Raw genomic sequence first — 24689 nt, forward strand, 5'->3', positions numbered from 1 at the left:
GGGGCTTGTCGGTTCAGGGGACGTCACGCGATCCCGCGCTCCAGCACGACGAACGACAGCGTATCGACGCGCGGCAATCCGAAGCGGCGGTTCTCCACCGGAAACGGCCGCACCTCGCCGGTCGCGCGATAGCCCTGCCGTTCATACCATGCGATCAGTTCGCGCCGCGCGGCGATCACCGTCATTTCCATCCGGCTGCTGCGATGAACGTCGCGGGCATGCGCTTCCGCAGCCGCGACAAGCGTCCGCCCCAGCCCGCCGGCTTGTCGCGTCGGGCGGACCGCTAGCAAACCGAGGGTCGACAGCCCTGCCGTGACCCGGCCGACCTGCACGCAACCGATCGCCTCCCCGTCGCGCTCTGCGATCAGGATGACCTTATCCGGGTCGGCGATCGCCTCGGCCAGCGCCGCCGGATCGGTTCGCTGTCCATCGAGCAGGTCCGCTTCATGCGTCCATCCGCCCCGCGCGCTGTCGCCACGAAACGCCGCCTCGACCAGCGCGTGCAGCACCGGAATGTCCGCCATGGTCGCAATCCGGATCATGCCCCGCCCCCCCAGCCGCCACCCATTGCCTGATACAGCGCGACCAGCGCGGTCAGCTGATCGGCGCGCACCTGTTCCAGCGACAATTCGGCGCTGAATAACGCGCGCTGTGCATCGAGCTGTTCGAGATACGGGCTGTAGCCCGCACGATAGCGGTTGGTCGCGTGACGCAGCGCCTCTGCCGTCGCCGTTCGCTGCGCCTCCAGCGCGCGGCGCTGCGCCGCCAGCCGATCGACCGCCGCCAGCGCGTCCTCGACCTCGCGGAATGCGCCGAGCACGCTGCGTTGGTAGGCGAACGCCGCCTGATCGCGCCGCGCGGTCGCCGCGTCGTAATTGCCGCGCAGCTGCCCGCCGCGGAATAGCGGCGCCAGCACGCTCGCCCCGATCGACCAGATGCCGACCGGATTGGGCAGCGCGCTCGACAACACCTCGCCGGTCGATCCGGTCAGGCGCAGCTGCGGCAGGAATTGTGCCCGCGCGCCGGCAAGCGACGCATCGCTAGCCGCCAGCGTCGCTTCGGCCTGCGCGATGTCGGGACGACGGCGCAGCAGGTCGCTGGGCAATCCGGCCGGGATCGGCGGCGGCACCAGCGCCTCCAGCGCCCGCCCACGCGCGATCGTTCGCGGCGGGGTGCCGGTCAACAGCGCCAGCGCATTTTCCTGCCGCCGCGCCAGCAGCTCCAGTTGCGGCAGCGTTTGGGTGACGGCAGCATATTCCGCCTCCGCCTGCCGCAGCTCGAGTTGCGAGGTATAGCCCGCCTCCGCCCGCGACCGGGCGATGCGCAGCGCCTCGCCGCGCGATGCGATCGTCGCGCGCACCGTCTCGATCCGCGCGTCGAGCCCGCGCAGCGTCACATAGCCGCTGGCGGTGGCCGCCGCAACCGACAGCCGCGCGGTGTCGGCGGCAGCGGCAGCGGCATCGCCGGTCAGCCGCGCGGCATCGATCGTCGCCCCGACCCGTCCGAACAGGTCGACTTCATAGGCCGACTGGAACACCGGTTGCAGCGAGGTACCGGTACTGGCCGTTCCGAACGCGTTCAGCGCCCGCTGCTCGATCAACCCGACCCCGGCGTCGAGTGTCGGGAAGCGCGCCGCCCGTGCCACCCGCTCGGCCGCCCGCGCCTCGGCGACCCGCCCGACCGCGATCGCGATATCGGGGTTGTTGGCCAGCGCCGCCTGTACCAGCCGGGTCAGTTCGGGATCGCCGAAGCCCTGCCACCACTCGGCGGCGATCGGCGCGCTTCCGGGCAAAGCCGTGCGCCAGCCGGCCGGGGGCGTCACCGCCGCCGCCTGCGGACGCGGGCGCTCGGCCGGCGCACAGCCCGCCAGTGCAACCAGCGCGATCAGGGCCGCCCGCTTCATCGTGCCGCCGGCGATACGCCGCTGCGCGTATCAACCCGTGCCTCGACCGACATGCCCGGCCGCAGCCGCTGGAACAGCGGATCGGCACGGTCGACAGCGATCCGCACCGGAATGCGCTGTGCGACCTTCACGAAATTGCCAGTGGCGTTGTCGGCGCGGATCACGGCGAACTCGTTGGCGGCGGCGGGGGCGATCCGCTCCACGCGCCCATGCAACTCCGCCTGATCGAGCGCGTCGACCCGGATCGTCGCCGGCTGGCCCGCCGCCATCCGCGCGGTCTGCGCTTCCTTGAAATTGGCGGTGACCCACACGGTCGGCGGCACGAGGAACATCATCTGCGTGCCTGCCGTGACATATTGGCCCAGCCGCACCCCGACCTCGCCCAGCCGCCCGTCCTGCGGCGCACGGATGACGGTGTTGGCAAGGTCGATCTGCGCCAGCCGCACCGCAGCCTCAGCGTTCGCGACCGCCGCGGTCAGCCCGCCGCGCCCGACCGTGACGGTGCGCACCTGTTCCTGCGCGACGCTGCGCTGCGCCTGTGCCTGCGCCACCCCCGCCTCTGCCGCGCGGAGTGCCGCCAGCGTCTGATCGCGTTCGCGCAGCGACACCGATCCTTCGCGGACCAGATCGTTGACGCGCGCCATGTCCGCCTGTGCGCGCGCCAGTTGTGCGCGCGCATTCTGCACCGCCGCCGCCTGCCCGCCCAAACTCGCCTCGCTCGACCGCTCGCTCTGCTGCGAATTAGCGAGGTTCGCCTGCTGCGCCGCCAGTCCGGCCTGCGCCTGATCGACGCGCTGGCGATAGATGCGATCGTCGATCCGCGCGAGGACCTGCCCCGCCTTCACGCTTTCGAAATCGCGGACCAGCACCTCCGTCACATACCCATTGACCTGCGGCGCGATGATCGTCGTCTGTCCGCGGACATAGGCATTGTCGGTCGCCTGGATCGCACTGCCGAACGGCCACAGCCCCCACGCATAGAGCGCCAGCGCGATGCCGCCGAGCAGCAGCGCGACGAAGCCGATCGTCGATTTCAGCGACCCGCGCGGCGGCGCCCAGCCGCGCGCCTTCGCCGGTTCGGGCGGCACCTCGACCGGATCGGTCAGGCGCTGCTTTTCGTCTTCGGAAAGTTGGGTATCGGTCATGACATCTGCTTCTGTCGCATCCGCTGGACCGCCGCCAGATCGGCGGCGAGCGGGTTCTGGCCGCTCACGCGAAAGCGCAGCCACAGCGCCCCCAGCCACAGCACCACCCCGCCGGCAAGGATCGCGACGGCGAGGAACACATCGTTATAGGCAAGGATATTGGCCTCGCGCGTCACTTGCTGACCCAACAGCCCCGCGCCCGACGCCTGCCGCAACGCCGGGTCGCCCAGCACGCGGGCATAGGCCCCGCCCAGCTGCTGGATACGCTGCACCACCAGCGGGTCGGTCGCGGTCAGGCTCTGGGTCAGTTCGAACGCGTGATATTTCTCGCGCACGATCTGGAACGAGCCCAGCAGCGCAGTCCCGGCAAGCCCGCCCAGCGTCTGGGTGATGCTGAAGATGGCGGAAAAGCTGACGATATGGCTGGGCCCCCGCGCGAGCGCGCGGAAAATGCCGATCATCACCATCGGCCCCAGGAAATAAAGCGCGGCAAAGGCGATGATCGCCTGGCTGAGATACAGGCTGGAGGGTCGCGTCAGGTTGGTCGAATCCGAATCCATCCACGCGCCGATGCCCATCAGCGCGACCGCGATCACCACCGGTTTGTACAAATCCTGCATGTTCAGCGTCTTGAGGCTGACGACGATCCCCGCGATCGACGCCAGCGTCATGACGAGGCTCAGCGTCACCAGCTGGTCGTTGCCCATGCCGACGACGGTCAGCAGCCCGACCGTGCCGAACGTCTGTTCTGACAACAGGATGCGCAGCGACGCGGCGACGATCGCGAAGCGTATGATGTTGCGCCCCAGCATCCAGCGGGTGTTCAGCAGCGGATTGGCGCGGTTATGCTCGATCAGCAGTGCCCCGCCGATCAGCGGAATCGCGGCGGCGGTGGCATAGCCCAGCCATGGCGTCGACCACCACTGGATGCGCCCCTGCACCAGCACCGCGCACAGCAGCGCGATCCCCGGCGCAAACAGTGCGAAGGTCAGGAAGTCGATCCGCTCGAACGCCGCGGTCCGTTCCGACGGCGGCAAGCGCAGCAGCGCGACCGAACCGAGGCACATCAGCGTCAGCCCCAGCTCGAACAGGAACAGCGCCTCGATCCGCCCATCGGCCAGCAGGAGCGGCGACAGCGTGCGCGCCAGCGGCAACGCGACCTGCGACGCGCCGAAGCCGATGATCATCCCTGACAACCGCGCGGCGGCGGGCAGTGACTGCATGATGTACAGGAAGCACAACGTGGTGAGCGCGCTGCCTGCGACCCCCGCCGCACCACGCACGATCAGCTGCACGCCATAGCTGTGCACGAACAGCTGCAACACGTTCAGGATCAGGAACGCGAGCAGGAAGATGCGGGTGAAGCGCTGCAGCCCGAATTGCTGGCGGAACTTGATGAGCAGCATCGACATGCACACGCTGGTCATCGAATAGATCGCGGTCAGCCACCCGCCCTCGACCGGGGTCAGCCCGAGCGATCCCTGTATCTGCGGCAGGTTGGCAATCAGCAGCCCGTTGTTGAACCCGCCGGTCACGCCCAGTAGGATGCCGATCGCGAAATAGCCGATGCGCCGCCCGAACGGATGCTCGGGCGTCGCGGGGGAACCGGGCAGGAACGGCCGCTCGTGCGGCTTGAATTCATACGCCGGGGCGATCGCCATGGCTCCATATGGGAATATCGATCGAGCAATAACTTGTTACGGAACATATCGTTCCGGGTCCACAATGGATACGACGCGTAGTTGCTCCATTGCCACGATCGTTACCCCAGCGCAGGCTGGGGTCTCCCGGTAATTGCGCACCCTCCTCGCCGCGGGAGCCCCCAGCCTACGCTGGGGCGACGTAGTATAACTGGCATCACCGATAACTTCCGCTACGGTCCGCCCCATGCGTTCGCTGATCCTCGCCGCCGGGCTGCTCGCCGCCCCCCTCGCCGCCCAGACTTCGCTCGAAGCGCCCCTCCCCCCGGTCCGCGCCTGGCACGGCGCCAGCGAAAAGCTGGTGGTGAAGTCCGGTGATCCGTGGATCACCCCGGCGGAGGCGAGCGGGTTCGTCACCACCCCCGATTATGCCGCGACCCGTGCGTGGATCGACAAGCTGGTCGCCGCCTCGCCGCTGCTGACCATCGAGACGTTCGGCAAAAGCCCCGAGGGCCGCGACCTCTACGCGGTGCGCGCGCACAAGCCTTCGCCGCAGGGGGGCACGACGCCGAAACCGGTCGTGCTGGTCCAGGCCGGCATCCATTCGGGCGAGATCGAGGGCAAGGACGCCGGGCTGATGCTGCTGCGCGACATTGCGCTGCGCGGCAAGGACCGGTTGCTCGACAAGGTCGATCTGGTGTTCGTGCCGATCTACAATGTCGATGGCCATGAACGCTCTGGCCCGTACAACCGCCCCAATCAACGTGGGCCGAAGGACATGGGCTGGCGCACCACCGCGCAGAACCTGAACCTCAATCGCGATTACCTGAAGGCCGACGCGCCCGAGACGCAGGGGATGATCGGCCTGATCCGCCGGACCGATCCGATCCTCTATCTCGACCTGCACGTCACTGACGGAATCGACCATCGCTACGACGTGACCTACGCCTTTTCCGGCTGGCGCGGCTTCTACGCGCGCTCGGCGGCGATCGGGCGGTTCCTCGACACGCGGCTGCGACCGGCGATGGACGCGGCATTGAAGCGCAACGGCCATATTCCGGGCTATTATGTCAGCACGATCGACAACCGCGAACCCGAGAAAGGCATGACGCAGGACGTCGACACGCCGCGTTTCTCGACCGGTTACGGCGATATCGCCCATATTCCGACGGTTCTGGTCGAAACGCATTCGCTCAAACCCTATCGCCAGCGCGTGCTGGGCACCTATGTCTTCGTGGAGGAATCGCTGCGGCTGGCCGGCGAACGCGCCGCCGAATTGCGCCAGGCGATCGATGCCGACCGCGCTACCCGCCCGACCACCGCGACGATGACGTGGAAGCCGACGACCGAACCGATCTATTCGGTCGACTTCCTCGGACTGGCACACGACACGTACCGCTCGCCCGCCTCAGGCCGCGACGAACTGCGCTGGCTGGCAAAGCCGGTCACGTTCAAGATGCCGGTGTTCGGCAGCACGCCCGACAAGCAGGTGACGCTGCCCCGCGCATGGTGGGTGCCCGCCACGCTGCCGCACGTCATCGACCTGCTGAAGCTCCACGGCGTCACCGTCGAGCAGATCGCCGCCCCCCGCACCCTCGACCTCGACATGGCGCGCGCGACCGATCCGAAGCTGAAGGCGGCGAGCGAGGGCCATGTTCCGCTGGAAGCGACGATCGTCCACGAACGCCGGCGCGAGACGATGCCGGCGGGATCGATCCGCGTCCCTGCCGACCAGCCGCTGGGCCTGCTCGCCGCCTTCCTGCTCGAACCCGAGAGCGAGGAAGGGGCGCTGGCGTGGAACATGGCGCCGGGCATGCTCCAGCGCACCGAATATATCGAAGGTTATGCGATCGCCCCGCTGGCCGACCGGATGCTGGTGAGCGATCCGAAGTTGAAGGCGGAGTTCGACGCGAAAGTCGCCGCCGATCCCGCCTTCGCCGGCGATCCGACCGCGCGGCTGCAATGGTTCTATGCCCGCACGCCCTATTACGACGCGCGCTACCAGCTGTATCCGATCGGGCGCGAGGTGAATTGACCAAGCAAGCAGGCTAGTGGACATTCGCCCCGAATTCGACGAACCGGTCCACCAACCAAGGTCATCCCCGCGCATGCGGGGATCCATAGACGCCACGAAAGCGGATCGATCCGAAGCCGTAGCCTGTATGGATTCCCGCCTCCGCGGGAATGACGGAGTGGGTCGACGGACCCGGAAGAACGCGATGGAGAGCCTGACCCCATGACCGCCCCTTCGATCATCGTCGTCGAGGACGATCCCGCGCTGCGCACCCTGACCGCCCGCGCGTTGCAGGAAAACGGCTATCACGTCCGCACCTGTTCCGCCGCGCCCGAAATGTGGCTGGCGCTCGAACAGGGGCCGGTCGACCTGATCCTGCTCGACATCATGCTGCCGGGCACCAGCGGCATCGACCTGTGCCGCCAGATTCGCCAGAACAGCGCGGTGCCGATCATCTTCGTGTCGGCCAAGGGGAGCGAGGTCGATCGCGTGATCGGCCTCGAACTCGGTGCCGACGACTATCTGCCCAAACCGTTCGGCACGCGCGAGCTGATCGCCCGCGTCCGCGCCGTGCTGCGCCGGGGCGAACTGAACGCCCAGGCCGCGCAGCGCGAGGAAGGCGTGTACAGCTTCGAAGGCTGGACCGCGAACCTGCCGCGCCGCGAACTGACCTCGCCGACGGGCGCGCAGGTCGACCTGACCGGGGCCGAATTCGACCTGCTGGTCGTGCTGCTCGACCATGCGCAGCGGGTGATCGCGCGCGAACGGCTGATCGAATTGTCGCGCACCCGGCTGGGCGATTCGTCCGACCGCAGCATCGACGTGCTGATTAGCCGGCTGCGGCGCAAGCTGTCGACCGCGGGCGGCACCCCGCCGATCGTCACCGTGCGCGGCGTCGGCTATATGCTGAACGTGCCGGTCGAACGGCGCTGAACCGGTGCTGGCGCGGCGCTTTCCTGCATTGCCGGTGGGGCTGATCGGACGGATCGTCGCGATCCTCCTGCTGACGATCGTCATCGAATTCGGCGTGTCGGTGCTGCTGTACGAACGCGCCAGCCAGTTTTCGGTGCGCGACGACGAAGCACGGCGGCTGGCCGAACATCTGGTGATCGCCCGGCGGATCGTCGAGGAACGCCCGGTCGAACAGCGCGCCGGCATGGCGACCGAACTGACCACCGAACGCTACGCGGTACAGTGGCGCGCAACCGCCCCCGAACTGCCGGCCAGCGGCACCGAACTGCGCGAGATGGAGCAGCAGATCCTCGCGTGGGAGCCGACGCTGGCGCCGACAGGGCTGCACCTGACACTGATCGGGCAAGGGCGACGATCAGTGGTCAGCGGCGCGTTGCAGCTGGAGGACGACAGCTGGCTCTATTTCCGCACGCTGGAACCGCTGCGCGCGTTCGACCTCGCGATCGGGCGCATCCTGCTGGCGCTGATCCCCGCCATCGCGCTGATGGTCGTCGGCGGGTTGCTGATCCGTCGAACGCTCCGTCCGATGCGCCAGTTGGCCGATGCGGTCGACAGTTTCGGCCCCGGTGGTGGATCGACGCTGCCGATCGTCGAGGAGGCTGGGCCGAGCGAGGTCCGCCGCCTCGTCGTCGCGTTCAACGGGTTGCAGGCGCGCATCCACCGGCTGATCGACGAACGCACCCGCGCGCTGGCCGCCGTCGGCCACGACCTGCGCACCCCGCTCGCGCGCCTCAGGCTGCGCACCGACGCGATCCAAGAGCGCGATGTGCGCGATACGGTGCAGAACGACCTTGCCGAGATGGAGGCGATGGTGACGTCGCTGATGGCGTTCCTGGGCGGTGAGAGCGAACCCGAACGGCCGGTGCTGGTCGATATCGCCGTGTTGTGCGCCAGCATCGTCGACGATGCCGCCGACCATGGCCACGACGCGACCTATGTCGGCCCCGACCATTTCGAACGCGCGGTGCGCCGGTCGAACTTCCGCCGCGCCGTCGTCAACCTTGTCGAGAACGCGCTGCATTATGGCGGCTGCGCCACACTGACGCTGGCGATCGAGGAGGGCGCGACCGTGATCCGGGTCGAGGATGACGGTCCGGGCATTCCCGACGAATCGCTGGCCGACGTGCTCGAACCGTTCGTCCGGCTCGACACCGCGCGCAAGCGCGACACGGTCGGCTTCGGCCTCGGCCTGTCGATCGTGCTGCGCGCGGTGGAGGCGGAAGGCGGCCGGCTGGAGCTGCACAACCGCGACGGCGGCGGGCTGTGCGCCGCGATCGTGCTGCCCGCACCGCTCGATACCCGGCAATAATTCGTTACACGTCCGTCGAACCCAGCAAGATTGGTTGTTCTATATCCGATGTCGAGCCGATGGCCCCAGCGCCGCCGGATAGTCGGAGGGAGAGACGATGAACGACGTGATCGGACGGGTGTTCGGTTTCGAAAAGGATGTGTTCGGCACCGATGCCGACCTCTATTCGAAGCTGGCGACCGATGGGCAGAGCCCCAAGGTACTGATGATCTCCTGCTCGGATTCGCGCGTCGTCCCCGAACATATCCTGCAGGCGAAGCCTGGCGACGTGTTCGTCATCCGCAACGCCGGCAACATCGTGCCCCCCTTCACCCAACAGAATGGCGGCACCACGTCGACCGTCGAATATGCGGTCGCGGTGCTCGGCGTCACCGACATCATCGTGTCGGGCCATTCGGGATGCGGCGCGATGGGCGCGCTGATGAAGCCGGATACGCTTGAAGGCCTGCCCAGCGTCGCTGCATGGCTGCGCCACAGCCATGCCGCCCATTCGGTGGTCGAAAACAGCTATCCCGATCTCGACGATGCCGCTGCGGTCCGTGCCGCCAGCCTGGAAAACGTCGTGGTCCAGATTTCGCACCTGCGCACCCATCCCGCCGTCGCGTCGCGCATCGCCAAGGGCGAGCTGACGCTGCACGGCTGGTTCGTCGACATCCACGCCGGGACCATCCTGGCGCTGGACGGCGACACCGGCCGGTTCGCACCGATCAAGTCGGATCGCGCGCTGCCGGTGGCATTGCCGGCCGCCAAGCGGCTCGCTGCGGATTTCGTGACGGCCGAGGCCGCCGAATAACCAGTTCCTGCGTGTTCGGCGGGGCGAATCTTCCCTCCCCCGTTCCGTCGGCCGCGGGTTCCGCGCCGGGCGTGCTTCCCCCAAGCGCGTCCGGCGCATCCTGTTTTAACGAAGGCTACCGACGACCATGTCGCAACCCTCTCTGATCGCCAATCTGCGGCAAGACATGCCCGCCTCGATCGTGGTCGCGCTGGTCGCGCTCCCGCTATGCCTCGGTGTGGCGCTCGCCTCGGGCGCACCGCTCTTCTCCGGTCTGATCGCCGGGATCGTCGGCGGCATCGTCGTCGGGTCGCTCAGCAAATCGCCGCTGTCGGTCAGCGGCCCCGCCGCCGGCCTGACCGTGATCGTGCTCGACGCGATCACCAGGCTGCCAAGCTTCGAAGCGTTCCTGCTCGCCGTGTTCCTTGCCGGCTGCATGCAGATCCTGCTGTCCTTCTCGCGCTCGGGCGTGCTGGGCGAATTCGTCCCCTCGTCGGTGATTACCGGCATGCTGGCGGCGATCGGCCTGATCCTGATCCTGAAGCAGGTCCCGCACGCGATCGGCTATGACGGCGATCCGGGCGGCGATTTCGCGTTCAACCAGGGGGACGGGCTCAACACCTTCAACACCATCCTGTTCGTGCTGCGCGAACAGGTGGTGTGGGGTGCGACGATCGTCGCAGCGATCAGCATCGCGTTCCTGTTCTGGTGGGACAAGAACAAGCCCAAGGAAGGCCCCCTGCGCTTCGTCCCCGGCCCGTTGGTCGTGGTGGTCGGATCGATCGCGATCAATGCGCTGCTTGGCGTGATTGCCCCTGCGATCCAGGTGAAGCCGACCCATCTGGTCAGCGTGCCGATCGCCGATGGCCTTGGCGGGTTCGTGAAGCTGTTCAGCCTGCCCGACTTCGGTCAGATCGGCAACGCGACCGTGTGGACCGTCGCGGTCACGCTCGCGATCGTCGCCAGCCTCGAATCGCTGCTGTCGGTGAAGGCGGTCGACGAACTCGATCCCAAGCGTCGCGTGACCAACAAGAACCACGAACTGCTGGCGCAGGGCAGCGGCAACATCATCTCGGGGCTGATCGGCGGCCTGCCGGTCACCTCGGTCATCGTGCGGTCGTCGGCGAACGTCGACGCCAATGCCGCGTCGAAGATGTCGACGATCCTGCACGGCACCTGGCTGTTGCTCAGCGTCCTGCTGGTCCCGACGCTGCTCAACCTGATCCCGCTGTCGGCGCTGGCCGCGGTACTGATCCAGACCGGCTACAAGTTGACCAAGCCCGAACTGTTCACCAAGCGGTGGAAGCAGGGCATGACCCAGTTCGTGCCGTTCGTCGTCACGATCCTCGCCATCCTGTTCACCGATCTGCTGAAGGGCATCGTCATCGGGCTGGTCGTCGGGTTCGTGTTCGTCATCGCCCGCAATTTCCGCCCGGCGGTGACGTTCGTGCAGGACGGCGAAGGTCCGGGTGCCAGCTGCATGGTCCGCGCCAAGCGCAACCTGTATTTCATCCACAAGGTCGAACTGACCAAGGAGCTGGAACGGGTGCCCGACAACTGCACGGTGGTGATCGATCTGTCGGCGACCAGCTATGTCGACCTCGACAATATCGACATCATCAACGGCTTCATCAAGAACGCGCAATATCGCAACATCAACGTGCTCGTGCGCGGCGATATCGGTGACAAGACAGCGCCGCTGATCAAGGCACCGCGCAAGGAGGTCGCCTACGCATGAGGGAATACAAGCACCTGCTCCTCGCCAACAAGGCATGGGCCGCCGAGCGGCTGGAGGACAATCCCGACTATTTCGCGCGGCAGATCGCCGGGCAGCAGCCGGAATTCCTGTGGATCGGCTGTTCCGACAGCCGCGTGGCGCCCGACCAGCTGACCAATACCGAACCGGGCGGGATGTTCATCCACCGCAACATCGCCAACCTGATCCATCCCGGCGACCAGAATCTGATGTCGGTGGTGCAGTTCGCGGTAGAGGTGCTGAAGGTCGGGCACATCATCGTCTGCGGCCATTATGCCTGTGGCGGCATCCAGGCCGCGTTGCAGGGCGGTGTCGACGGCCATGTCCATGACTGGCTGGCGATCGCGCGCGACGTGGTCGAAAACCACCGCGCCGAACTGGACGCGCTGCCCGAAGACCAGCGTGCCAACCGCCTCGTCGAACTGAACGTCCACGATCAGCTGGTCCAGCTGGCGCGGACCGACGTGGTGCAAAAGGCGTTTGCCGCCGGCCAGCCGCTGGAACTGCACGGCTGGGTCTACGACCTGCGCGACGGGTTGCTCAAACCGCTGATGGAAATCGACGCGACGACCCCGCTGGGCGAGGTGCAGAAGCCGGACAAGGTGCTGGTCTGACCCATCGGATCCTTCGCCGGGGTACATGGGCGACATAAGGCAACGTTCCACCGTACCCCCGCGCAGGCGGGGGTCCAGAGCCACGAAGGTTACCGCCCGTGACTCTGGATCCCCGCCTCCGCGGGGATACGGTCGCCCGTCTTATAACTCCGCGCCCCCCAGCGTCGCGATCGCCTGGATCAGCGCGAGGTGGCTCAACCCCTGCGGCAGGTTGCCGAGATAGTCGCCGGTCGCCGGATCGATCATCTCGGGCAAAATCCCGACGCCATGCGCCAGCCCGTCCATTGCCGCGGCCAGCGCAGCCTCCGCCCGGTCGTGCTGCCCCAGAATCGCCCGCGCCTCGACCATCCAGAAGGTGCAGGCGAGGAAACATCCTTCCTCGCGTTCCATCCCCGCATAGCGATAATGGAACGCGCCCGCCCCCAGCTCGCGGTCGATCGCGTCCAGCGTGCGCGCCAGCCGGTCCTGCCCGTCGAAGCGGAACCGCACCGCCAGCGCCAGCGACGCGTCGAGCCCTTCGGCCCCCGGATAACAGAGATACGCCCCACGTTCCTCGTCCCAGCAATGCTCGCCGATCCACTCCATGATCCGGTCGCGTTCGCGTGCCCAGCGGTCGCGGCAGGTCGTCGGGATCTGCCCGGCATCGGCCAGTTCGACCGCGCGTTGCAGCGCCTGCCAGCAGCTGATCTTCGACATGGTGTAATGCTGCACCTCGGGCAGTTCCCAGATGCCGGCATCCTTCTGCCGCCAGCGATCGGCGCACAGATCGGCCAGATGCGACAGCGTCGCGGCACTGGTCGCGTCGAGGATATTGCCGCACGCCACGAACCGCTCGGCCGTCTCGAAGATGTCGCCATAGATGCCGTGCTGATGCTGATCGGTGGCAAGGTTGCCGGTCACCACCGGCTTCGATCCGCGATAGCCCGGAATGTCGATTTCCCGCACCGCCGGCACCGGATCGCCGCCCAGCGTGTAGCAGACTTTCGGCACCCCCTGCCCCAGCCGTTTCAGCAGCCAGGTGAACCCCGCCTTCGCCTCGGCATGGGCGCCGATCCGCAGGAACGCCTTGATCGTGTAGCCCGCGTCGCGAATCCACGCATAGCGATAGTCCCAGTTCTTCGGACCGCCGATCTTTTCGGGCAGCGAGGTCGTGGCGGCGGCGACGATCGCCCCGGTCGGCGAATACAGCAGCAGCTTCAGCGCCAGCGCGCTGCGGATCGCCAGCGCCCGCCGCGCGCCATCGCAGTTGAGCTGCCCCGACCAGTCGAGCGCCTGCGTCCAGTCGCGCCATTCGCGGTCGGCCAGGTCGATCCGCGCATCGATCGCCTCGATCGACGGCACCACCAGCGGCTCGTCGGCGCCGGCCACGATCGCCACCGTCGCGCGCTCCCCCTGCGCCACCGCAATCCGCCCATCGATCCCGTCATCCTCCTGCCGATCGATATGGACAGCATCGCTGCACCGGACCAGCCCCAGCACCGCGCCGACATGGAACACGTCATGTCCGCCGGCGCGCGCGAAATAGGGGCTGACCGTATCCGCCCGCCGCCCGAACCGCAGCGTCAGCGCGAAGCTCATATGCCCATCCAGCCCCTCGACCCGCCGCGCCAGTTCGGCCCAGGGCAGCCGCCCCGCCGTCCCGCTATTCAGGCTTTCGGTCAGCTTCGCCCGACCGCTCGCAGTCGTGAACACCGTCTCCAGCACGTTACTGTCGCCGCGATAGCGCTGCTCGCTGGTGAACGGCTCGACCGGGGTAATCGCGAAATAGCCGCCCAGTTTCCCGTCGAGCATCCGGTCGAACAGGCCGGGCGAATCCATGTTCGGCACGCACCACCAGTCGATTGACCCGTCCGCCCCCGACAGCACCACCGCGCGCCCGTCGCCCAGCGCGCCATAGCGGGCGAGCGGCAGATAGCCGTCGGCATCGCGGAGGGTGGCGGGATCGGCGGCGCGCGGGTGAAACAACATGCTGCCGATAACTTATGATAGAGTGCAAATGTCCGAACCGGCGGGAGATACTCGGGACGGCGTGCGTTGGCGCACCATTCCATCCCCCACGGAGAACCGCCTCATGAGCATCGCTTCCGCCTTCGGGCTAGGCAAGAAGGTCCGCTACGCCGTCGTCGGCGCGGGCGACATCACCCAGCGTTCGATGCTGCCGGGCATCAAGCACACCGGCAATTCGAAACTGGTCGCGATCGTCACGGGCGACGCGGACAAGGCCAAGGCGCTGGCCGACATGTACGACGTCGAGGCGACCTATGATTACGACCAGTTCCACGAACTGCTCGCGTCGGGCACGATCGACGCGATCTATCTCGGCACGCCCAACTGGCGCCATGCCGAATTCGCCATCCCTGCGCTCGCCGCCGGCATCCATGTCCTGTGCGAAAAACCGCTGGAAATTTCGGTCGAACAGGGCCGCGCCATCGCCGCGGCGCAGGCGGCATCGTCGGCCAAGTTGATGACCGCCTATCGCCTGCACTTCGAACCCGGCACGCTGTCGGCGATCGACACGGTCCGCGACGGCAAGCTCGGCGACCTCGTCACTTTCACAGCAACGTTCAGCCAGTCGCTCGACCCCGACAACCACCGCGCCAAGCACGGCATCGTCGCCGGTCCGCTGTTCGACATGGGGCCCTATCCGATCAACGCCATCCGCTATCTGTTCGGGGCGGAGCCGGTCGCGGTGGAATCGGCGGTCGCGACGCGGCAGGCGGCGGCGGGCTTCGGCGATCTCGACGACACCTTCGCGGTCGTGCTGCGCATGCCCGGCGACCGGCTGGCGAGCTTCACCGTCAGCTATTACGCCGGCAATGTCGACCACCTGACCATCGCCGGCACCAAGGGCAGCATCCATATCGACCCCGCCTTCGGCTATGGCGACACCCAGCATCAGACGATCACGATCGGCACCGACAAACGCGAAGAAAAGTTCAAGCCGACCGACCAGTTCGGCGGTGAGATGAAGTATTTCTCCGACTGCATCCTGAACGGCGACGATCCCGAACCCGATGCGGAGGAAGGCATCGCCGACCTGCGCGTGATCGAGGGGATCGTCGAGGCGCTGAAGACCGGCCGCCGGGTCGATCTGCCCCCGTTCGAACGCCGCCGTCGCATCAACACCGCGACGCAGAAGCAGACGTTGTCACCGATCACCCCGCCGGAAACGGTCAAGGCGAAGTCGCCCAGCGGGAATTGAGGCGGAAGGAAGTGCGCCCCATCGTCATCCCCGCGCAGGCGGGGATCCATACACGCAACGCTCCGTGCGCTATTACGAGCGTCAGCGGCAATGGATTCCCGCCTTCGCGGGAATGACGAAAGGGGCGGCGACTACCACACAGTCACCCCGGCCTTGATCCGGGGTGACCAATGGCGAGCGGTGCTACCCCGCCTCGCTCACCGCCGCCGTCATCCCATTCGGCGACAAAATCTCGATCCAATAGCCGTCGGGGTCGGTGATGAACGCAATGTCCTTCATCCGCCCCTCGTCCGGCCGCTTGCGGAACGTCACGCCCAGTTCCTCGAACCGCACACACGCCGCGGGCACGTCCGGCACGCTGATCCCGATATGGCCGAAGCCGCGCGGATCGTCATTGCCGCTGTGATAGCCGGCAAAGTCGGGATCATCCTCGGTCCCCCAGTTATGCGTCAGTTCCAGCGTCGTCTCGCGCGTGAATACGAACCGCGCCCGCTCCTTCGGATCGCCCGGCACCACCTCCCCATCGCGCAGATACCCGAGGAAATAGAGTGAGAACGCCGCCTCCTCGAAATCCAGCTTCTGCAGCAGCGTCATCCCCAACACGTCCTGATAGAAGGCGAGGCTGGCGCTGGGATCGCGGACGCGCAGCATCGTCTGGTTGAGGGTGAAGCCTTCGGTGCCGTCGGGTCGGGTCATGGGTAGGTTCCTTGGTTGTCACCAGAGGCAACGTCCCGCGCCGCGATCGGTGGCATCATGAGACAATATTACCTATTCGCACACGCTTATGGTTGACGCGCTTCATATCGCGGGCAACGATCGCGCCATTCATCGAAAGGCCGTCTCCTTGTCCGCTGCCCCCCGTCTCGCGCTGCTCGCACTGTTGCTCGGCACCACCCCCGCGTTCGCCGATCCGATCCGCCAGACCAAGGGCGACTGGCAGGACAAGTTCCGCCAGCTGGAGGGAGAGGATTGGCCGACCCCGACCGACTATCGCAACGCATCGGGTGCGCCGGGCTATCGCTATTGGCAGCAAAAGGTCGACTACGACGTCAAGGTATCGCTCGACGAAGCGACCAAGGTCGTGCGCGGCACCGAAACCATCCGCTACCGCAACAACTCGCCCGATGCGCTGCCCTATCTCTGGCTGCTGCTCGACCAGAATCAGTATAAGCGCGCCTCGATCGCGCAAATGAGCGCGACCGTGCCCGACGCCACGTCGATCAGCATCGGCGAAATCCGCCGGGCGGAAGCGATGCAGAAATGGGAAGGCGGCTTCACCATCGCTGCCGTCCGCGGCCCCGATGGCCAGCCGCTTAGCCACCGCGTCACCGACACGCTGCTGCGTATCGAACTGCCACAACCGGTCGCGGGCAATGGCGGCGAGGTGACGCTGTCGATCGACTGGTCGTTCCCGATGGCCGAACAAAAGGTCGTCGACGGCCGCTCCGGGTACGAATGCTTCACGCAGAAAGGCGAGGACGGTAACTGCATCTTCGAAGGGGCACAGTGGTTTCCCCGCCTCGCCGTCTATTCCGACTACGAGGGCTGGCATAACAAGGCGTTCCTCGACGCGGGCGAATTCACCCTCGAATTTGGCGACTATAAGGTCGCGCTGACCGTGCCCGCAGACCACATCGTTTCGGCGACCGGCGTCCTCCAGAACGCCGATCAGGTGCTGACCGCGACCCAGCGCCAGCGGCTGGAGCAGGCAAAGACCGCCACCGCGCCGATGTACATCGTCACCCCCGACGAAGCAGTCGCCGCCGAACGCGGCCGCGCCTCGGGAACCAGGACCTGGACCTTCGCCGCGCAGAATGTCCGCGACTTCGGCTGGGCCTCCTCGCGCAAGTTCGCATGGGACGCGATGGGCGTGCGACAGGACTATGCCGCCAATCCGCACGTCATGGCGATGTCCTTCTACCCGAAGGAAGCGCGCCCGCTCTGGGATGCGTACTCGACCAAGGCGATCGCCCACACCATCGACGTCTATGGCAAGTTCGCCTTCCCCTACCCCTATCCGGTGGCGCAGTCGGTCAACGGCCCGGTCGGCGGCATGGAATATCCCATGATCACCTTCAACGGGCCGCGCCCGGTGAAGGACGCCAAGACCGGCCAGTTGACCTATACCGAACGCGCCAAGACCGGGTTGATCGGCGTGGTGATCCACGAGGTCGGCCACGACTGGTTCCCGATGATCGTCAACAGCGACGAACGCCAATGGACGTGGATGGACGAAGGGCTGAACACCTTCCTCCAATTCCAGGCCGAAAAGTTGTGGGACAAGGACTTTCCCTCGCGCCGCGGCGAGCCGAAGGACATTGCCGAATACATGCTCTCCGACAATCAGGTGCCCCTGATGACCCAGTCGGACTCGGTGCTGCAGTTCGGCGCCAACGGCTATGGCAAGCCGGCGACGGCGCTCACCATCCTGCGTGAAACCGTGCTGGGCCGCGAACTGTTCGACCGCGCGTTCCGCGAATATGCCACCCGCTGGCGCTTCAAGCGGCCGACGCCCTACGACTTCTTCCGCACGATGGAGGAAAGCTCGGGCGTCGATCTCGACTGGTTCTGGCGCGGCTGGTTCTATTCGACCGACCATGTCGACATCGCGCTGGACAAGGTGGTCGAGGGCCGCATCGCCGGCGGCGACCTCGACGCCAATGCCCGCGAACGCCGCGCGCTGAGCGATGCGGAGAACACCTCGCTGACCGTGCGCAACAATGCCGGGCAGAAGACGGTGACCGAACGCGATCCCGCCACCCGCGACTTCTACGACCGGCAGGACCGCTTCGCCGTCAGCCCGCAGCAGCGCCGTGACCTGGCGGAAAAGCTTGCCAAGCTGACGCCGGAGGAACGCGCCGCGTTCCAGGTGAAGGACAAATTCTACCGCTTCTCGTTCCGCAATGTCGGCGGCCTCGTCATGCCGATCCCGCTGAAGCTGACCTACAGCGACGGCACCAGCGAGATCGTGCGCATCCCCGCCGAAGTGTGGCGCTACGATCCCAAGGCGGTGACGTGGCAATATGTGACGGCGAAGACGATCACCGGCGCCGAAGTCGACCCGCAGCTCGAAATCGCCGATGCCGACCGCTCGAACAACGTCTATCGCGGCGCCATCCGCCCGGTGGTGCTGGAGATCGAGGATGTCGAGGACCTCGAAAACCGCATGAAGGACTTCGACGTGCAGGTGAAGCCCGGCTCGCTACAGACCTATGCCGCGCCGGTGGCGAAGTGAGGGGCCCGCTCGCCCTCCTCGCCGCGGTCGCGCTGATCGCGCCGGCACAGGCGCATCGCGGGCATGACTCGCTGGCGCTGGTCACGCTGATCGATGGCAAGGTCACCGTGTCGCACCGCTTCGAAGCGCACGACATCGAACCCGCCCTGGCGAAGATCGCGCCCGCCGCACAGGTCAGCCTCGACGATCCGGCCGCCGTCGCCGTGCTGGTATCCTATGTCCAGCGCCGCTTCGTGCTGACGATCGACGGCAAGCCGGTCGCGCTCACCCATGTCTCGACCGACCTGTCGCATTCGCAGGTCCGCATCGAATATGCCGGCAAGGCGCCGCGCAAGCCAAAAACCGTCGCGGTCCGCTCGACCGTGCTGACCGACGTGTACCGGGCACAGGTCAATCAGGTGAACGTGCGGCAGGGCAATGTCGTGAAGTCGCTGACCCTGCGCGGCGGCACGGGGGGTAGCGTCACGCTGTAGCCGGAGCGGGCAGCCCCCTGTCCATCACCGTCACTCCGACCCTCGATGATCGCAAGACACCCTCACCCTTCCGCGGCTTCGCCGCTCCCTCCCTCTCCCACCGGGAGAGGGAAGGGGCCCGCCCGGCACAGCCGGGTGGGAAGGGTGAGGGTGATCCCGGTCGTCACGGGGGTGACATTTCTGTGCCCCGATCGACCCGCATCCCCTACCCGCACCCCCGCCGCATCGCCTCGACCTTCCCCGGCGACAACACCCCGCGATGCTCGCCGCACACCCGCCCGTCACCACCGATCGCGACACTGAACGGCAACCCGGCCGTCCCCCCGAACAGCCCGTCGCGGATCGTCGCCAACGCCGCCGCATCGGGCACCCAGCGCTGCGTCGCCGGCACCCCCACCAGCATCGCCGCGGTCGCCCGCCCGCGATCGATCGGTACCACCGTCACCGCATAGGGCCGCGCCGCTTCGGTCAATCGCGGCAGTTGCGCGATCTCGCCATGGCACGGCGCACACCATGACGCGACGAACAGCAGGATGGTGCGCGGCGGATAGGGCATCGGCGCCGCGACCGCCGGTCCCGCGCCCCATGCCAGCAGCGCCAGCGCCGCCCATCCGCCCCAGTTTTCACGCGGCCCCATGTTTGTCCCCCATCGACGCCGTACCATTGCCGTGCTTTCCTTTGCCGAAACAAGGGGGAACCAGATGCCTGATCCAATTCTGCACGGCCTGCTGGCCATGGTGCAGGCCGCCGCGCCCGCACCCGCGCCGCAGACGCTGCAGGCGCAGTTCGACGCCGCCAACGCCGCCTATGTCCAAAAGCGCTGCCCCGACGCGCTGAAGCTCTACGATGCACTCGACCGCCGTACCGCCGGCAGCAAGAACGCCGTATTCCGCGGCGCGATCGCGGTGCGCCGGGGCATCTGCCTCGTCCGCACCGGCGAAGGCCCGGCGGGCATCGCGTCGATCCGCGCCGGGTTGCCCGTTCTCGCCGCGAACCCGCAAGAGTTCGCCCCGGACCTGACCAACGCGCACCTCGCCATGGGCGACGCCGCGTTCGACGCCTTCGACTATGACGGCGCCGCCGCCGCCTATCGCGACGCGCTCGCTATCGCCAGGGGGACCGAGCGGGTCATTCCCCTCCTCGCGCTCGCCCGCTCCCATAGCTTCGACCATGACGGCAAGGCGCTTGGCTATGCCGAAGAGGCCCGCCGCCTCGTCATGGCGGATACTGCGATCGACAAGCAGACCGTCGCGGCGGTGCAGACCCGCTATGCCCGCGTGCTGTTCAACGAAGGCCGCGCCGCCGATGCGTATACCGTGCTGAAGGACTCGCTGCGCAAGCAGGGCGGCCTCGACGTCCGGGTCAACCTGTCCGAAATCGCGACCCGCGCCGATCTGGCGCAGGCGGCACTGCTGAACGGCGACCGGGAAAAGGCGCGAACCTATCTCGCCTATACCGGTGCCGGGCGGATGGAGAAGGCGCCCTTTGCCGGCGCGCGCGAAATGGCGACGACGCCCTGCGGCGGCGTGGCCGGCATCAAGCCCAACGACGTGGCGGTGATCGAATTTTCGCTGGGCGACGACGGCATCGTCCGCAACGTCGCGCCGATCTATACCACCGGCAACCGCGCCGCCGCGCTCGCCTTTGCCCGCACCGTCGCCGACTGGTCTTGGGCACCGGTCGATGCGGTGGCGATCCCCGCCTTCTGGCGCCAGTCGGCCCGCGTCGAATTGCGCTGCTCGAACGCTGCCGAACGCCCGCGGCCGACTGCTCCGCTCGACGAGGCGGTCGCCGCATGGCTGACGTCGCAAGGCTCCCCCGAACCGTCGTGGAGCGAGTTGCCGTCCGCCCGCGCGCTGCCGCAGGCACAAGCGGCGCGGACCGCCACCAAACCCATCGACCGGTTGCGTGCGAATATATGGCTGCTCGGCTCGGAACTGGTCGATGACCAGGATTCGCGACCGATCGTCGCCGAAGCGCTGGCGCAGGCACAGGCAATGCGCGCGCCCCTGCCGGTCCTCGCCAGGCTGCAAGTGCACGCCGCCCGGGTCGAGGCAAAGGATTATCCCGGCGTTCTGCGCAGCTATCGCGCGTTGCTCCAGCGTGCGGACATTGCCGCCGACCCGCTGTCCGCGGGAACGATCCGCATGATATTGGCAGGCGACGTTTTCGTCGTGAAGCCAGCCGAGCGCAGCGAGATGGTCGACGCCGTTCTCGCCTCGCCGCTGCCCGACCGGCATCCGCTGAAGGTCGCGGCGCTGCTGACGCGCGCCGACCTGTCGGCGCAGCGCGGCGACGTCGCGGCGGCGCAGGCAGCGTTCACGAAAACCGGGCTCAGCAGCGACCAATGCGCACTGATCGCCCCGATGCCGGCGGTCCAGCGCGCGGGCTGGAGCAGCGACAGCTTCCCGCAGGAAGCGCAGGCGATGGGCTTCGAAGGGTGGGCCAAGGTCGAATATGACATCGCCGCCGACGGCCATACCATGACCCCGCGCACCATCGCCGCCTATCCCCCGTTCGTCTTTGGCGATGCGGCGCAGAAGATCATCGGCGCCACCCGCTATCGCAGCAGCTTCCGCCCGGAAAGCGACACCGCCTGCACCGGCAACGCCACGCGGATCGTGTTCAACCTGCCGCGCTGACCGGCAGCGTGACGGCGGCGACCAGCCCGCCGCCGTCCGCTTCGTTCAGCGTCAGCCGCCCGCCATAGAGCGCCGCCAGATCACGAACGATGGTCAGGCCGAAGCCATGCCCGTCGCCCCGCTCGTCCAGCCGCACGCCGGGATCGGTCGCCCGCGCCCGGTCAGCGGCGGGAATGCCGGGGCCGTCGTCGGTCACGCGCAGCTCTATGAAACCGCCGACGCGCTCGGCCGCGACCATCACCGACGACCGTGCATGGCGCGCGGCATTGTCGATCAGATTGCCGACCAGCTCGTCGAGGTCCGCGGCATCGATCGCTACCGTAGCGTCCGGCACCTCGGCCGCGACCGTCACTCCCCGCCCCCGGTGCAGCGCCGCCACGACGCCCACCAGCGCCTCGACCGCGGGTTGCAACGCCGTCGCCGCCCGCCGGTCGACCACGCCGCCGCGTGCCCGCGACAAATGGTGGCGGATCGTCGCATCGATCCGCGCGACCTGACCGCCACGCGGATCGCCCGCCAGGTCGAGCGCCAGCGTCGCCACCGGCGTCTTCAGCGCATGCGCGAGGTTCGCCGCCGCCCCGCGCGCCGTCGCCAGCGCCGCGCCCTGTTCGCGCACCAGCGCGTTCAGCTCGACCGCCAGCGGCCGCAATTCCTCGGGCTGGTCCTCCGGCACATCGCCCGCCGCGCCCGACCGCACCGCCGCCACCCGATCGCGCAATACACGGAGCGGCCGCAGCCCCAGGCGCAACTGCACCAGCGTCGCCACCGCGAGCAGCAGCGCGACGATCGCCAGCGTCGCCAGCAGCGGCAGCAACGCCCCGCGCAGCGGCCGCTCGATCGTCGCCCGCGGCACCGCCACGCCCAGCCGTACCGGCCCCGCGCTACTCTGCCGTACCGTCATCAACCCGTGCATCGCCGTGCCGTCGGCCAGTTCGGTATCGAACGGCATCCCCGCATCGCGTTCGCGGCGCGGCCCCGGACCAAGCCGGGGGTCGCCGGGCGGCGCGATCGCGATTGGCAGCATCGCACTGCCGAACGCCCCGTCCGGCGCGTCGATCGTCCACACCCCGCCGCGTTCGAACGCCGCCGTCACCTCGGCCCGCGCCAGCAGCGTGCGATCGACCGTCCCGTCGCCGCGCACCACCGCCCCCAGCAGCTGCAGCCGGTCGGACAGCCGTTCGTCAACGCCATGCGTCACGAACCGCTCCAGCACCCCGCCGATCGCGAACCCCGCCACCGGCAGCGCCACCAGCGTCGTCGCCACCGACAGCGCCAGCATCCGGCCATGGATCGAGCGCGGCTCCCTCACGCGCCGCCTGCCGTCAGCCGATATCCCCGCCCGCGCACCGTCTCGATCAACGACGCGCCGATCTTCTTGCGCAGCCGCCCGATGATGACCTCGAGGCTGTTGGAATCGACATCGGCATCGCCCTCATAGACCCGTTCCATCAGGTCCAGCCGCTCGATCACCGCCTCCTTCGCCAGCATCAGCGCCGCCAGCACCCGGTGTTCCAGCGCGGTCAGCTTGATCGGCAGCCCGTCCAGCTCGAACACCCCGGTCTGCGTCTCGTACGCCAGCGGCCCGCACGCGATCCGCGTCGCGCCATGCCCGGCGGCGCGCCGCACCAGCGCGCGCAGCCGCATCATCAGCTCCTCGATCCGGAACGGCTTGGTCAGGAAATCGTCGGCCCCGGCCTTGAAGCCGGCGACCTTGTCCGACCACCCGTCGCGCGCGGTCAGCACCAGCACCGGCAGGTCGCGCCCGCCCTCGCGCCAGCCCTTCAGCACCGCCGTCCCCTCGCGATCGGGCAGGCCCAGGTCGAGCACCGCCACGTCATAGCGTTCGGTATCGCCCAGATGCTGCGCATCGATCCCGCTCGGCACCAGGTCGACCGCACATTGCTCCGCCCGGAGCGCGCGCGCGATGGCAGGGCCCAGATCGGGATCGTCCTCGACAAGCAGGATACGCATGGGTCCTCCGCTATGCTCCGCGCTTAAACCGAAACTGAACCGCGGGGTTCAGCGTGGCGTGGGGGCGAATCGGTAGAACGGCTTCATCGAACAACCAAGGAGTGAAGCACATGGCGAAATTTTCCCTCGGCAGCCCGGCCAGGCTGGGCCTCGGCGTCGCGATCGGCCTCGCCATCGGCGCGGCGGGCGGGGCGAGCGCGGTGTCGCTGACCCGGCCGGCGGTCGAGATGGCGCCGACCGTGGCGACGCCGGTCGCGAAGCTGGCGGACGGCAGCGGCGTGGTGACGGTCAAGGGCCGCGTGGCCGAGGTCTATGGCGACCGCTTCGTGGTGCAGGACGCCTCGGGCCGGGCGATGGTCGATGGTGGCCGCGACGCCTCGGTGACGAAGGGCGCAGCCGTGCAGGTGCAGGGCCGCTATGACGACGGACAGCTGCGCGCGTCCTACGTTGTCGATGCCGATGGCAAGGTGACCCCGGTCGGCCCGCCGCCCCGCCGCGGCCACGGCCCCGAAGGCCGCGGTCCCGGCCCGCATGGTCCGGGTGGCCCGGGTGGCCCCGAAGCGCACGGTCCGGGTGGTCCCGGTGGCCCCGGCGGTCCGGGTTGCGCACCCGGCGCAATGCCCCCGCCGCCGCCCGCCGATGGCGCAGCCCTGCCACCGCCCCCGGCCAACGGCACTGTTCCCCCGCCCCCGCCGGCAGGTACCGCACCGGCCGGAGCACCACCGGTAGCGGCTGCGCCAGCCCCGGCACCCGCCCGCGCAACCCGCTAACCCCAAACCAACACCATACCCCGGCGGAGGCCGGGGTCCAGCAACGGGACGATGGTGACAACCCACCAGCGTCGCCCGACTGGACCCCGGCCTTCGCCGGGGACGGTCGATGGAAGAAGCGCCTCCGCCAACCAACCGCCGTACCCCCGCGCAGGCGGGGGTCCAGAGCCACGAACGCAACGCCCGAGCCTTCACCCCACGCCGCACTCAATCGGCCAGGCTGGCGAACACGAAGAAGTTCGGTTCACGCGAAGGCGCGAAGGCGCAAAGA

Annotated in this window: 20 protein-coding genes; 11 read left to right on the plus strand and 9 right to left on the minus strand. The window is 67.9% G+C overall.

What is annotated here, in order from left to right; translation table 11 throughout:
* Positions 1-23: 23 nt before the first annotated feature.
* The 4 genes from MF610_RS04295 to MF610_RS04310 are packed head-to-tail and all read right to left on the minus strand — an operon-like array spanning position 24 to position 4709.
* Positions 24-542, minus strand: a complete 519-nt coding sequence (locus MF610_RS04295; protein ID WP_242193020.1) for a GNAT family N-acetyltransferase — start codon at positions 540-542, stop codon at positions 24-26.
* Positions 539-1903 (minus strand): efflux transporter outer membrane subunit, encoded by a 1365-nt coding sequence (locus tag MF610_RS04300; protein WP_242193022.1) that lies wholly within the window; start codon positions 1901-1903, stop codon positions 539-541. Before MF610_RS04300 ends, MF610_RS04295 begins: the two co-directional genes overlap by 4 nt.
* Entirely contained in the window at positions 1900-3048 is a 1149-nt protein-coding gene (locus MF610_RS04305; protein WP_242193030.1) for an HlyD family secretion protein, read from the minus strand. The genes MF610_RS04300 and MF610_RS04305 overlap by 4 nt, the downstream gene beginning before the upstream one ends.
* Positions 3045-4709, minus strand: coding sequence for an MFS transporter (locus tag MF610_RS04310; protein WP_242193032.1), 1665 nt, complete (start codon positions 4707-4709; stop codon positions 3045-3047). Before MF610_RS04310 ends, MF610_RS04305 begins: the two co-directional genes overlap by 4 nt.
* Before the next feature lie 226 nt (positions 4710-4935).
* On the opposite strand from MF610_RS04310, the gene MF610_RS04315 reads away from it, so the two are divergent.
* The 6 genes from MF610_RS04315 (at position 4936) to MF610_RS04340 (ending at position 12125) form a co-directional block, all read left to right on the plus strand.
* The gene (locus MF610_RS04315) at positions 4936-6723 is read left to right on the plus strand and encodes a M14 family metallopeptidase (protein WP_242193037.1); all 1788 of its coding nucleotides are present in this window, start codon (positions 4936-4938) and stop codon (positions 6721-6723) included.
* Between the two features lie 201 nt (positions 6724-6924).
* A complete protein-coding gene (locus MF610_RS04320; RefSeq protein WP_242193039.1) occupies positions 6925-7635 on the plus strand; it encodes a response regulator in 711 nt (236 codons plus the stop codon).
* 4 nt (positions 7636-7639) lie between these two features.
* Complete coding sequence (locus tag MF610_RS04325) at positions 7640-8983, plus strand: ATP-binding protein (protein ID WP_242193041.1); 1344 nt, start codon at positions 7640-7642, stop codon at positions 8981-8983.
* Between the two features lie 97 nt (positions 8984-9080).
* A complete protein-coding gene (locus MF610_RS04330) occupies positions 9081-9776 on the plus strand; it encodes a carbonic anhydrase (RefSeq protein ID WP_242193042.1) in 696 nt (231 codons plus the stop codon).
* Between the two features lie 127 nt (positions 9777-9903).
* Positions 9904-11493 (plus strand): SulP family inorganic anion transporter, encoded by a 1590-nt coding sequence (locus MF610_RS04335; protein WP_242193051.1) that lies wholly within the window; start codon positions 9904-9906, stop codon positions 11491-11493.
* The gene (locus MF610_RS04340; RefSeq protein ID WP_242193052.1) at positions 11490-12125 is read left to right on the plus strand and encodes a carbonic anhydrase; all 636 of its coding nucleotides are present in this window, start codon (positions 11490-11492) and stop codon (positions 12123-12125) included. The genes MF610_RS04335 and MF610_RS04340 overlap by 4 nt, the downstream gene beginning before the upstream one ends.
* Positions 12126-12266: 141 nt before the next feature.
* Here MF610_RS04340 and MF610_RS04345 read toward each other — a convergent pair whose 3' ends face one another.
* The gene (locus MF610_RS04345; protein WP_242193053.1) at positions 12267-14093 is read right to left on the minus strand and encodes a glycoside hydrolase family 15 protein; all 1827 of its coding nucleotides are present in this window, start codon (positions 14091-14093) and stop codon (positions 12267-12269) included.
* Positions 14094-14196: 103 nt separating this feature from the next.
* Between MF610_RS04345 and MF610_RS04350 the strand changes: the two genes are divergently transcribed.
* Complete coding sequence (locus MF610_RS04350; protein ID WP_242193054.1) at positions 14197-15327, plus strand: Gfo/Idh/MocA family protein; 1131 nt, start codon at positions 14197-14199, stop codon at positions 15325-15327.
* Between the two features lie 183 nt (positions 15328-15510).
* On the opposite strand, the gene gloA is transcribed toward MF610_RS04350, so the two are convergent.
* Positions 15511-16023: a lactoylglutathione lyase gene (gene gloA, locus MF610_RS04355; RefSeq protein WP_242193055.1), complete on the minus strand. Its 513-nt coding sequence runs from the start codon at positions 16021-16023 to the stop codon at positions 15511-15513.
* 148 nt (positions 16024-16171) lie between these two features.
* Here gloA and MF610_RS04360 point away from each other — a divergent pair, with 148 nt between their 5' ends.
* Together MF610_RS04360 and MF610_RS04365 are read left to right on the plus strand one after the other, a co-directional pair.
* Entirely contained in the window at positions 16172-18562 is a 2391-nt protein-coding gene (locus MF610_RS04360; protein ID WP_242193056.1) for a M1 family metallopeptidase, read from the plus strand.
* The gene (locus MF610_RS04365) at positions 18559-19035 is read left to right on the plus strand and encodes a DUF6702 family protein (protein ID WP_242193057.1); all 477 of its coding nucleotides are present in this window, start codon (positions 18559-18561) and stop codon (positions 19033-19035) included. Before MF610_RS04360 ends, MF610_RS04365 begins: the two co-directional genes overlap by 4 nt.
* A gap of 205 nt (positions 19036-19240) precedes the next feature.
* Here the strand turns inward: MF610_RS04365 and MF610_RS04370 are convergent, their stop codons facing one another.
* The gene (locus MF610_RS04370; RefSeq protein WP_242193058.1) at positions 19241-19672 is read right to left on the minus strand and encodes a TlpA family protein disulfide reductase; all 432 of its coding nucleotides are present in this window, start codon (positions 19670-19672) and stop codon (positions 19241-19243) included.
* Positions 19673-19736: 64 nt separating this feature from the next.
* On the opposite strand from MF610_RS04370, the gene MF610_RS04375 reads away from it, so the two are divergent.
* Positions 19737-21677, plus strand: coding sequence for an energy transducer TonB (locus MF610_RS04375; protein WP_242193059.1), 1941 nt, complete (start codon positions 19737-19739; stop codon positions 21675-21677).
* Here MF610_RS04375 and MF610_RS04380 read toward each other — a convergent pair.
* A complete protein-coding gene (locus MF610_RS04380) occupies positions 21661-22986 on the minus strand; it encodes a sensor histidine kinase (RefSeq protein ID WP_242193060.1) in 1326 nt (441 codons plus the stop codon). The genes MF610_RS04375 and MF610_RS04380 overlap by 17 nt on opposite strands.
* Positions 22983-23648 (minus strand): response regulator transcription factor, encoded by a 666-nt coding sequence (locus tag MF610_RS04385; RefSeq protein ID WP_242193062.1) that lies wholly within the window; start codon positions 23646-23648, stop codon positions 22983-22985. Before MF610_RS04385 ends, MF610_RS04380 begins: the two co-directional genes overlap by 4 nt.
* Before the next feature lie 110 nt (positions 23649-23758).
* On the opposite strand from MF610_RS04385, the gene MF610_RS04390 reads away from it, so the two are divergent.
* Entirely contained in the window at positions 23759-24418 is a 660-nt protein-coding gene (locus MF610_RS04390) for a hypothetical protein (protein WP_242193064.1), read from the plus strand.
* The last annotated feature ends 271 nt before the right edge of the window (positions 24419-24689 follow it).

It is taken from the genome of Sphingomonas hankookensis (genome assembly GCF_022664465.1).
GTDB lineage: Bacteria > Pseudomonadota > Alphaproteobacteria > Sphingomonadales > Sphingomonadaceae > Sphingomonas > Sphingomonas hankookensis.

Bases quoted from the DNA above. Each gene is read 5' to 3' on its own strand.
- MF610_RS04295 (WP_242193020.1), bottom strand. From the start codon at position 542: ATGATCCGGATTGCGACCATGGCGGACATTCCGGTGCTGCACGCGCTG.
- MF610_RS04300 (WP_242193022.1), bottom strand. From the start codon at position 1,903: ATGAAGCGGGCGGCCCTGATCGCGCTGGTTGCACTGGCGGGCTGTGCG.
- MF610_RS04305 (WP_242193030.1), bottom strand. From the start codon at position 3,048: ATGACCGATACCCAACTTTCCGAAGACGAAAAGCAGCGCCTGACCGAT.
- MF610_RS04310 (WP_242193032.1), bottom strand. From the start codon at position 4,709: ATGGCGATCGCCCCGGCGTATGAATTCAAGCCGCACGAGCGGCCGTTC.
- MF610_RS04315 (WP_242193037.1), top strand. From the start codon at position 4,936: ATGCGTTCGCTGATCCTCGCCGCCGGGCTGCTCGCCGCCCCCCTCGCC.
- MF610_RS04320 (WP_242193039.1), top strand. From the start codon at position 6,925: ATGACCGCCCCTTCGATCATCGTCGTCGAGGACGATCCCGCGCTGCGC.
- MF610_RS04330 (WP_242193042.1), top strand. From the start codon at position 9,081: ATGAACGACGTGATCGGACGGGTGTTCGGTTTCGAAAAGGATGTGTTC.
- MF610_RS04335 (WP_242193051.1), top strand. From the start codon at position 9,904: ATGTCGCAACCCTCTCTGATCGCCAATCTGCGGCAAGACATGCCCGCC.
- MF610_RS04340 (WP_242193052.1), top strand. From the start codon at position 11,490: ATGAGGGAATACAAGCACCTGCTCCTCGCCAACAAGGCATGGGCCGCC.
- MF610_RS04345 (WP_242193053.1), bottom strand. From the start codon at position 14,093: ATGTTGTTTCACCCGCGCGCCGCCGATCCCGCCACCCTCCGCGATGCC.
- MF610_RS04350 (WP_242193054.1), top strand. From the start codon at position 14,197: ATGAGCATCGCTTCCGCCTTCGGGCTAGGCAAGAAGGTCCGCTACGCC.
- gloA (WP_242193055.1), bottom strand. From the start codon at position 16,023: ATGACCCGACCCGACGGCACCGAAGGCTTCACCCTCAACCAGACGATG.
- MF610_RS04370 (WP_242193058.1), bottom strand. From the start codon at position 19,672: ATGGGGCCGCGTGAAAACTGGGGCGGATGGGCGGCGCTGGCGCTGCTG.
- MF610_RS04375 (WP_242193059.1), top strand. From the start codon at position 19,737: ATGCCTGATCCAATTCTGCACGGCCTGCTGGCCATGGTGCAGGCCGCC.
- MF610_RS04385 (WP_242193062.1), bottom strand. From the start codon at position 23,648: ATGCGTATCCTGCTTGTCGAGGACGATCCCGATCTGGGCCCTGCCATC.
- MF610_RS04390 (WP_242193064.1), top strand. From the start codon at position 23,759: ATGGCGAAATTTTCCCTCGGCAGCCCGGCCAGGCTGGGCCTCGGCGTC.